This is a genomic window from Roseofilum sp. SBFL (assembly GCF_017746885.1).
GTDB lineage: Bacteria > Cyanobacteriota > Cyanobacteriia > Cyanobacteriales > Desertifilaceae > Roseofilum.
In genome coordinates this window covers 1-9,011 of the sequence record NZ_JAGHZH010000177.1, presented here as the reverse complement: position 1 = coordinate 9,011, position 9,011 = coordinate 1, and the positions used below count along the sequence as shown (strand labels likewise).

Here is a 9,011-nt window from a genome sequence, read left to right as displayed (position 1 = left end):
TGATAAAACTGCTTCCGGAAAAACCTGAGCCAGTTTTATTGGCTCAGATTTACACACGCATTAGCTCTTTAGGACGCATTCACAAGGTTTCTGCCAATCATGCTTCCTGAGCCAATTGGCGAAGGTATTGTTCAAGAAACCGGGTTTCTAACCTCTCCCAAGTTAATCGCTGTTCCAACTCATTCCAAGACCAACGGAGTAGATCGGCAGGTTGACCCACAGAAATGCCAGGCATCCCCAAAGCTTTTCTCGGAATTTCTGTCGCTAACTCAATTGCTTCGCCTAACTCACAAACACCCCAGCGCACTAAATTTTCTACTCCAGCAAATAACGGTAATGTCGTGCCCGACAACGTACCATCGAGTAACCGTGCAGTTCCCTGTTTGACTTCAATATTTCGATTATCCCAGGGATAAATTCCATCGGGTAAACCTAAAGGAGCCAGGGCATCACTAACCAGAAAAATATTTTTATAATTCGCTCGCAATACAATATCAATCATCGTGGGACACACATGAATTCCATCTGCAATTAACCCACAATAAATTTTGGGATTCACTAATGCAGCGCCCAATAAACCGGGGTCTCGATGGTGTAAACTGGGCATGGCATTAAACGCATGGGTCACCATGGTTGCGCCCTGTGCAAAGGCCAATTTCGCTTGCTCTAGGGTCGCTTGGGAGTGACCGAGACTCACTGTAATTCCCAAGGAGGTTAAGTAGGAAATCACTTCACCCGTGGGATCGAGTTCTGGTGCAAGGGTGATGACCTTTACAACTTCTGCATAGTCACCTAATACCTGTTTAATGTTTTCTAGAGTTAAGGGAAGCAGATATTCCCAAGGATGAGCGCCCCGTTTTTCTTGGTTTAAGCATGGCCCTTCTAAATGAATACCCAAGGGTTTAGCCGCATTTTTCGAGGGTGAAAATTGTGAGAAGACTTTTAAGGATCTGTGGATATTTTCAATGGATGTCGTGACTAGGGTCGGCAAGAAATAGCTAACTCCTTGTTGCCATAACAGTTGACAAATTTGATTAAGTTTTTCCTCATCTGCGCTGGTAATTTCGGGAAAGGCTAATCCCAGTGCGCCATTAATTTGTAGGTCAATTCCTGTCAAGGAGATCCAGTCCCCGTGAACATCTAGATTGGCTTGCTCTCGAGTGTTTTGGTTTTGGGTAGGTACGATGGCTTGAATCTGACCCTCTCGAATCACTAACGTCTGTCGTTCTTGATATCCGGGCAGGTGGGCGTTAATAATATTTAGGTTAGGATTCATAAAATTAGATGATTGCAAGTGAAGATTCTTGAAACGGGTGAATTATATTTTCTTTGTTGTTGCGCTTTAGCCGCTTTGAGCTTCCATCGCGCTAAAGCACAACAACACTCTAATTTTTTAAGACACTACTTTAGAGCCATGACCCATTACCAGTGGGTAGCACTATATTGTGCTGCACCATAAGCGGCACTATCGGATAGGGTATCAATTGACCATTCGACTCTAGTGTTTTTCAGATGAGGGAAAGAATGGTCAATTTCATGGCGAATCCAACCAATAGCATCCTTTTTAAATCGTTTATAAGATTCATCAGATGCCGTTTTCTGTTTTTCCTGCGCTCCACCAGAGATCACAACGAGGTCGCATCCGATGGTATTGAGGACATTTTTGGCAGCTCTTCCCAAATTAGTAAAATATTCATGCCAGATGTCTGTAACATCTTGGAGGGGATTGTCCGCTTGACCGAGGTCGCGGAGTATTTTGGCAACTTCCATGGGATTACCTTGCAGAACTTCGGGGACATTGCCTTTGGCTTGTCGGTGTTTGACCATGTTTCTGAGTCCGAGTAAGGAGGCTCTGGTTTCGGCACATCCTCTAGCACCACATCCACAAAGGTCGGCATTCTCGCTGGTATCGACGAGAATATGGCCGAATTCTGCGCTGACTCCAGGACTAGAAAAGATTTTACCGTTGATGATTAAGGCTCCTCCTAATCCGGTTCCGGTAATAAACTGAGCCATGGAGGAAGAGGCTTGATTTTGAGCTTCTCTGACGGTGTATTCTCGGTAGGCAGCAGCATCGCCATCATTGAGGAGGAGTGCGGGTAAGTTGAAGGTATCGGAGAGTTTCTGTTGAACGTTTACTCCTTGCCAGGAGCGATCGATGTTGGTGGGATAAACGCACAGTCCTGAAGAGTCAATGGGAGCGGGACAAGATGCGCCGATCGCCTTGACCTCTTTTGGATTAACATTATTGATTTTGAAGATCTCTTGGGCGGCGTTTTTAATCACGTTTACGGTAGCATCAGGGCCTTCGGAAGCGCGACTGGGGTTGTCTAGGCGATCGCCAATTACCCCGTTTTCCGAATCCCATAATCCCAGTTTTACCGTACTGGCTCCGATATCGATGCCCAAATAAATGCTCATTTTGACCTCCGTTAAGCGGTATATTGCATCGTATCAAATCCTGAATCTCAATACCTGATGTTTATGTCCGATCCTCTCGTTGGTATTATTATGGGCAGTGATTCCGATCTGCCCACCCTGAAAGCGGCGATCGCCGTTTGCGAAGACTTTCAAATCCCAACTGAAGTAGCCATTGTTTCTGCCCATCGCACGCCCGAACGGATGGTCACCTATGCCCAGAAAGCCCATGAACGGGGCATTAAAGTCATTATCGCTGGCGCTGGAGGGGCAGCCCATCTACCGGGAATGGTTGCTTCATTAACGCCTTTACCGGTTATTGGTGTACCTGTAGCCTCTCGCCATCTACAAGGACTCGACTCCCTCTACTCCATTGTACAGATGCCCAGAGGAATTCCCGTGGCAACTGTGGCGATCGGCAACGCTCAGAATGCCGGACTATTAGCGATTCAAATCTTAGCCACTTCTCAACCCCAGTTACTGCAAGCTGTTCAAGCCTATCGTCAACAACTTAATCAATCAGTAATTGATAAACAAACTCAATTAGAACGTCTGGGATATGCAGATTACTTAGAAAGTATGTAATATAATTTTTCAAGAGAATCTTCAAAAAGTAGTCTAGAGTACAGAATAAACTCATCGAAATTGATGCAATCTACCTATCGTATTCACAGAACCAATTCAAGGAGTAGCCAAGCTTAAAGTAAACCTTAAAGTCGGCATTGAGTTTGACAGCATCCTGATGAGATTGGTTCTACGAAAAGCTGGAAGCCTATCTATTGTCACCTACTCAGTGAGTAAACTGCATCTCCAAATTTTTGATTTTTGCGGTGATTCTCCAATAAAGAAATTCATGGAAAGACAATCATTGAAAACTCAACGCCTTGATATCGGAGGGAGTCCGAAAAAACTCTCAAACCTCTTGGGCCATAAGCCTTGGAGGCAACGGCCCCAACTGAGCGCCCTACGCATGTTATGGGGTCGTCGCAGTACTCTCAATTGGATCGCCTGTATTCCCCTATCCGCAATCATTGTGGTGATTTGGGAAGTGGCCGCCCAAGCTCAAGAAGCTGCCCAACCTGGGTCTCCAGAATATATCCAAGGAGTCCTCAATGCCATTTGGATTTTAATTGCTGCCATCCTGGTCATCTTCATGAATGCTGGGTTTGGCATGTTAGAAACCGGATTTTGTCGTCAGAAAAACGCCGTCAACATCCTCTCCAAAAACCTGATCGTCTTTGCCCTAGCAACTCTCAGCTTTTGGGCTATTGGCTTTTCCCTGATGTTTGGCTCAGGTAATGGCTTCATCGGAGGTGGCGGTTGGTTCCTCAGCAGCACCGATCCGGCAACCTATGGTCTTGACCCATTCCCTGGGGGGTTACCCATTCCGGTATTCTTCCTTTTCCAAGCTGCCTTTGCTGGAACGGCTGCCACGATTGTTTCCGGAGCAGTAGCAGAACGGATTGAGTTTATCGCCTTTGTTCTCTTCTCCCTACTGATTGTGGGCATTAGCTATCCCATCTCCGGTCACTGGGTTTGGGGTGGCGGTATGTTAAGCGATATTGGTTTCCTGGGTACGGGATTTTCTGATTTCGCTGGCTCTACCGTCGTTCACTCTGTTGGAGGTTGGGCAGCTTTGATGGGTGCGGCGATCTTAGGGCCTCGGCTGGGTAAATATGAAGATGGCCAAGCCCGCGCGATTCCCGGCCACAGTATGAGTATTGCTACATTGGGATGTCTCATCCTCTGGATTGGCTGGTTTGGATTTAACCCCGGTTCCCAACTGGCGGCTGATGAAGCAGTTCCTTACATTGCGGTCACAACTAACCTAGCTGCTGCTGCCGGTGGAGTTTCAGCTACCGCTGTTTCTTGGCTCAAAGATGGTAAGCCTGACCTATCGATGATCATCAATGGTATTCTGGCTGGTCTGGTAGGGATTACGGCGGGTTGCGATGGAGTGTCTTATGTCGGAGCTGTGATGATTGGCTTAATTGCTGGAATCCTAGTGGTCTATGCAGTTGGATTCTTCGATACCGTTCTCAAAATTGATGACCCTGTGGGTGCGATTTCGGTTCACTTGGTCAATGGGGCTTGGGGAACTATAGCTGTTGGCTTGTTTAATACGGAATCTGGCCTATTTTATGGCGGTGGGGCCAATCAACTGATTGCCCAAATTATCGGTATTCTAACCATTGGTGGCTTTACGGTGTTGCTCAGTACCATCTTCTGGTTAGCGCTCAAAGCAACCGTCGGTATCCGCGTCCATCCAGAACAAGAGTTTGAAGGCTTGGATATCGCTGAACATGGCATGGAAGCTTACAGTGGATTCTTGAAAGAGTCCAGTGGAGTAAGGAGTGGAGGAATGGCAGATGCAATGAAGGCGGCTAGTTCTAAAGGTAGCTCAGACTAATTGCTCTAGAGTGTTTTAAGGTTAAGTTATTTCCTCTGATGAGAACCGCTAAGGATTAAAGATTTTCCTTAGCGGCTTTGTTTTGTTGAGCGTCCGATCCTATCATGGGATTGGTAATTGAGTCTGTTGAATCGGTGTAGGGTTGTGTTCAACCGTAGAAAAAAAATTCCCATTTGGGTAGGATTATCTCTATCTGCCAATGTGGTCTTAGCTTTATTACTGATCCAGGGGCAGCGTGAGATGGACTTGGTCGAAGGGCGATCTCTCCGACCAATAACGGATACTCCTTCTGGTATCCCTGCTCAGGCCAAGATCGTCTCAGTGAAGACGGGTGTGCAACAGAGTGTTACCCCAGCTCCAACCCCATCTTCATCCCCATCTCCAGCCCCAGCCCCCGATAAACCTCAGAGTCATCACCTGACCTATCAAGAATGGGTGGAACTCTTGGCTAGAGAAGCCCAAGTTGCAGCGACTCAACAACCGGAAAATTTATCCATTTTAGCGGGAGACTCAATTAGTTTATGGTTTCCTCCAGCCTTGCTACCTCCTGGACAAACTTGGCTCAACCAGGGGATTTCTGGGGAAACTTCTGGGGGGTTATATCGCCGTTTACCTCTTTTAGATGGCACGAACCCCAAAACGATCTTTATTCTAATTGGCATTAACGATCTGCTCAAGGGAGTGAGCGATCGCGAAATCTTGGATAACCATAAGCAAATTATTCAAGACCTGAAATGGAATCACCCCCAGACAAAACTGGTCATCCAATCTATCTTGCCCCATCAAGGGCCACAGGCGACTTGGGAACAGAAAGAACGTCTTTTATCGGTCTCGAATGAACGAATTCGCCAACTGAATCAACACCTTTGGGCCCTAGCTCAGTCCCACGGAGTATATTATCTTGATTTATATCCCCTGTTTGCAACTGCACAAGGGAGTCTACGGGCTGAGTTAACGACTGATGGCTTACATCTGAATCATCAAGGCTATTTGATTTGGAGTACGGCTATGCAAATGTTCAGCCAACATTACCTAGACTCTCGCCAGGGCTATCCCTAACTCACAGACACTCATTAATCCATGGATACTAAAGCCTTTTCTAGCACGCTCAAAAAATCTGACAATTACCATCGCAAAGGGTTCGGTCACAAAGAGGAAGTGACTGAGTTAATGAACACGGCATATCAAAGTCCCCTGGTGCAACAGTTGCGCGAGAATAACTATACGCTTACTCAGGGAAAGGTAACTATCCGATTGGCTGAGTCCTTTGGATTTTGTTGGGGAGTGGAACGAGCAGTAGCCATGGCTTATGAAACTCGCGAACATTTCCCCACCGAAGAGATCTGGATTACCAATGAGATTATCCATAATCCAGACGTTAATGACCATTTGCGCCAGATGAATGTGCAGTTTGTTCCGGTTGAAGGGAACACTAAAGATTTCTCGGTGGTGAACTCAGGAGATGTGGTGATTTTACCGGCTTTTGGCGCAAGCGTGCAGGAAATGAAGCAGCTCTATGACAAGGACTGTAAAATTGTGGATACCACTTGTCCCTGGGTGTCTAAGGTCTGGAATACAGTAGAAAGACACAAAAAGAAAAGCTACACTTCGATTATTCATGGCAAGTATAAGCACGAGGAAACTGTGGCGACCAGTTCCTTTGCAGGAACCTATTTAATTGTCCTGAATAGGGCAGAAGCAGAATATGTCTGTAACTATATTCTTCATGGGGGAGATAAGACGGAGTTCTTAGACAAGTTTAGTCGCGCTTGCTCCGAAGGGTTCGATCCAGACCGAGATTTAGTCGCGGTGGGAATTGCCAATCAAACCACCATGCTCAAAAGTGAAACGGAGCAGATTGGCAAGTTGTTTGAACATACAATGATGAAAAAGTATGGCCCTGATACCTTGACGGAGCATTTTCATAGTTTTAATACGATTTGTGATGCCACCCAAGAGCGCCAGGATGCCATGTTAGGCTTGGTTGAAGAATCCATGGATTTGATGGTGGTCATTGGTGGCTTTAATTCATCGAATACGACCCATTTACAAGAGATTGCGATCGCCAGAGGTATTCCTTCCTATCATATTGATGGGGGCGCTCGCATTTTGGCCGATAATCGTATTGAACATAAACCGTTGGATGGGGCGATCGCCATTGCTGACCATTGGTTACCTTCTGGTGAGATTGTAATCGGTATTACTTCTGGTGCTTCTACTCCGGATAAGGCGGTGGAAGAGGTCTTAGAAAAGATTTTTGCTGCTAAAGCATAGGGCGCTATGTGCTAGGGAATGGGGAATGGGGAATGGGGAATAGGAAAAACCCAGTTTTGTCCTTTTCTTGAACTATCCATAAATAGTGTTATCCCATTGCCTTATAAAAAAACAGGGGTAATCTACTAACTCCCCCTGTTTTTGTTGACTTTTTCTGTTGTATTGCTCAGTTATAGTGCATGTTCATAGAGAAATGATATAATCCTTGCTTTCGATGATCGATGAAGAGTCTCTGTGCGTAGCGCTAGAGTTGGCATCAGACCTAATCTTTAATTTTTAATTGCTTTGAATTCTGGAGAGAACAGATGGCTCAAAAGAATGACACCCCAATCTTAGTTGTTGCCCTAATTGTGTGTTTGGGCGTAGTGGGTTTGGGTTTATGGTGGTTTCTGAATCGGACAGAGGTGCAGATTGCTAGTTCCCCTTCACCGGAAATGGTGGATTTTCAAGTAGAGGAGCGGCTCAGTACTGGAGAGCGATTGTTAATTACGCAAGGGGCAACTCTCCAGAAACGGAGTGCAGTCGCTCAGATAGCGCAAGGAAATTGGGAAGAGGCGATCGCCAATTTAGAAGACTCTTTAAACATCAATCGTAACGATCCCGAAGCGCTGATCTATCTGAACAACGCCCGCATTGCTGGGCAAACAGCCTATACCCTGGCTGTATCTGTCCCCATTACCACCCAACTTAATGCTGCCCAAGAGTTACTGCGCGGTGCAGCTCAAGCGCAACAAGAGATGAATGAACAGGGAGGAATTCAAGGAACTCCCATACAGATTTTAATTGCTGACGATGCGAATAATCCAGATGCTGCTGTTGAGATTGCCCAAAAACTGGTAGCTGACGATCGCATTTTGGCAGTCATTGGCCACTATAGTAGTGGGGTGAGCCTGGCGGCTGCTTCTGTATACGAAAATGGGCAATTGGTAATGATTTCTCCTACGTCTACTTCCGTAGAGTTATCGGGGAGAGGCAATTATATTTTCCGCACTGTTCCAAGCGATCGCTTTTCGGGGACAACTCTTGCTCGCTATTTACTTCAAGATCTACAAAAACAAAAAGTAGCTGTATTTTTTAACTCCACCAGCAATTATAGTCAATCCCTCAAAGATAGCTTTACTACCGCCCTATTTGCGGATGGCGGTGAGGTGGTCACCGAGATAGACTTTGCCAGCTTCATGTTTAATCCGAGTCAAGCGATTGAAGAGGTTATGGCTCAAGGTGCTGAGGCGATTTTACTTGCCTCGGATTCTACGGTATTCCCTGATGCCCTTGATGCGATCATTATTAATAACCATAAATTACCTCTGCTGGGAGGCGATAGTTTATACAGATCTGAAGTCTTAAAAGCAGGACGAGCAAAAGCAATGGGGATGGTTGTCGCTATCCCTTGGGATTTTGTCGCCAATGCCAACTCGGCTTTTGCCCAAAGCAGCCTCCAGTTATGGAGCGCACAGGTGAATTGGCGCACTGCCTTAGCCTATGATGCGGCTCAAGCGCTGTTAGAGGCGCTCACTGGCGAAGAACCGAGTCGTTCCAGTATCCAGAAAGCTCTGGTGGCTCCGGATTTTCAGGTCAGTGGTGCATCGGGAACTATTCGGTTTCTGCCATCAGGCGATCGCAATCAAGCCCTCCAGTTAGTACAAGTTCAACCTGGCGATCTCACCGGATTCGGCTATGATTTTGTTCCCCTAGTGGGATTTAAACCAGAACAATAATGATTCCTCTACTGTTCTTAATTTAGGATGAATACTCATTGGTTAAACATCTGTAATCAATCACTCAAGAAAATGCCTGAAAAATCAGTATTATTTGAAGCGATAGAAGCAGGGGATTCAAGGACTGTTCAATCCCTCATCACAAGTGGAGCTGCTCAAGGGGTGACAAGGAGGCTCAATGGTAGAGAGAG

The 9,011-nt window shown here is 46.2% G+C and carries 7 protein-coding genes; 5 read left to right on the top strand and 2 right to left on the bottom strand.

The genetic code is table 11. From position 1 onward, the window contains the following. Window positions 1-97 precede the first annotated feature (97 nt). Both nagA and J7545_RS19310 read right to left on the bottom strand, forming a co-directional pair. Complete coding sequence (gene nagA, locus J7545_RS19315) at window positions 98-1,276, bottom strand: N-acetylglucosamine-6-phosphate deacetylase (RefSeq protein ID WP_318698336.1); 1,179 nt, start codon at window positions 1,274-1,276, stop codon at window positions 98-100. Between the two features lie 146 nt (window positions 1,277-1,422). Further along, the gene (locus J7545_RS19310) at window positions 1,423-2,421 is read right to left on the bottom strand and encodes an ROK family protein (protein WP_318698337.1); all 999 of its coding nucleotides are present in this window, start codon (window positions 2,419-2,421) and stop codon (window positions 1,423-1,425) included. Between the two features lie 63 nt (window positions 2,422-2,484). Here J7545_RS19310 and purE point away from each other — a divergent pair, with 63 nt between their 5' ends. The 5 genes from purE (at window position 2,485) to J7545_RS19285 (ending at window position 8,820) form a co-directional block, all read left to right on the top strand. Further along, window positions 2,485-3,003, top strand: a complete 519-nt coding sequence (purE, locus tag J7545_RS19305; RefSeq protein ID WP_318698338.1) for a 5-(carboxyamino)imidazole ribonucleotide mutase — start codon at window positions 2,485-2,487, stop codon at window positions 3,001-3,003. A gap of 385 nt (window positions 3,004-3,388) precedes the next feature. Continuing rightward, entirely contained in the window at window positions 3,389-4,828 is a 1,440-nt protein-coding gene (locus J7545_RS19300) for an ammonium transporter (RefSeq protein WP_413038761.1), read from the top strand. Between the two features lie 144 nt (window positions 4,829-4,972). Beyond that, window positions 4,973-5,887: an SGNH/GDSL hydrolase family protein gene (locus J7545_RS19295; protein WP_318698340.1), complete on the top strand. Its 915-nt coding sequence runs from the start codon at window positions 4,973-4,975 to the stop codon at window positions 5,885-5,887. Window positions 5,888-5,908: 21 nt separating this feature from the next. Then, complete coding sequence (locus J7545_RS19290; RefSeq protein ID WP_318698341.1) at window positions 5,909-7,102, top strand: 4-hydroxy-3-methylbut-2-enyl diphosphate reductase; 1,194 nt, start codon at window positions 5,909-5,911, stop codon at window positions 7,100-7,102. A gap of 305 nt (window positions 7,103-7,407) precedes the next feature. Further along, window positions 7,408-8,820, top strand: coding sequence for an ABC transporter substrate-binding protein (locus J7545_RS19285; protein ID WP_318698342.1), 1,413 nt, complete (start codon window positions 7,408-7,410; stop codon window positions 8,818-8,820). Window positions 8,821-9,011: the final 191 nt, after the last annotated feature.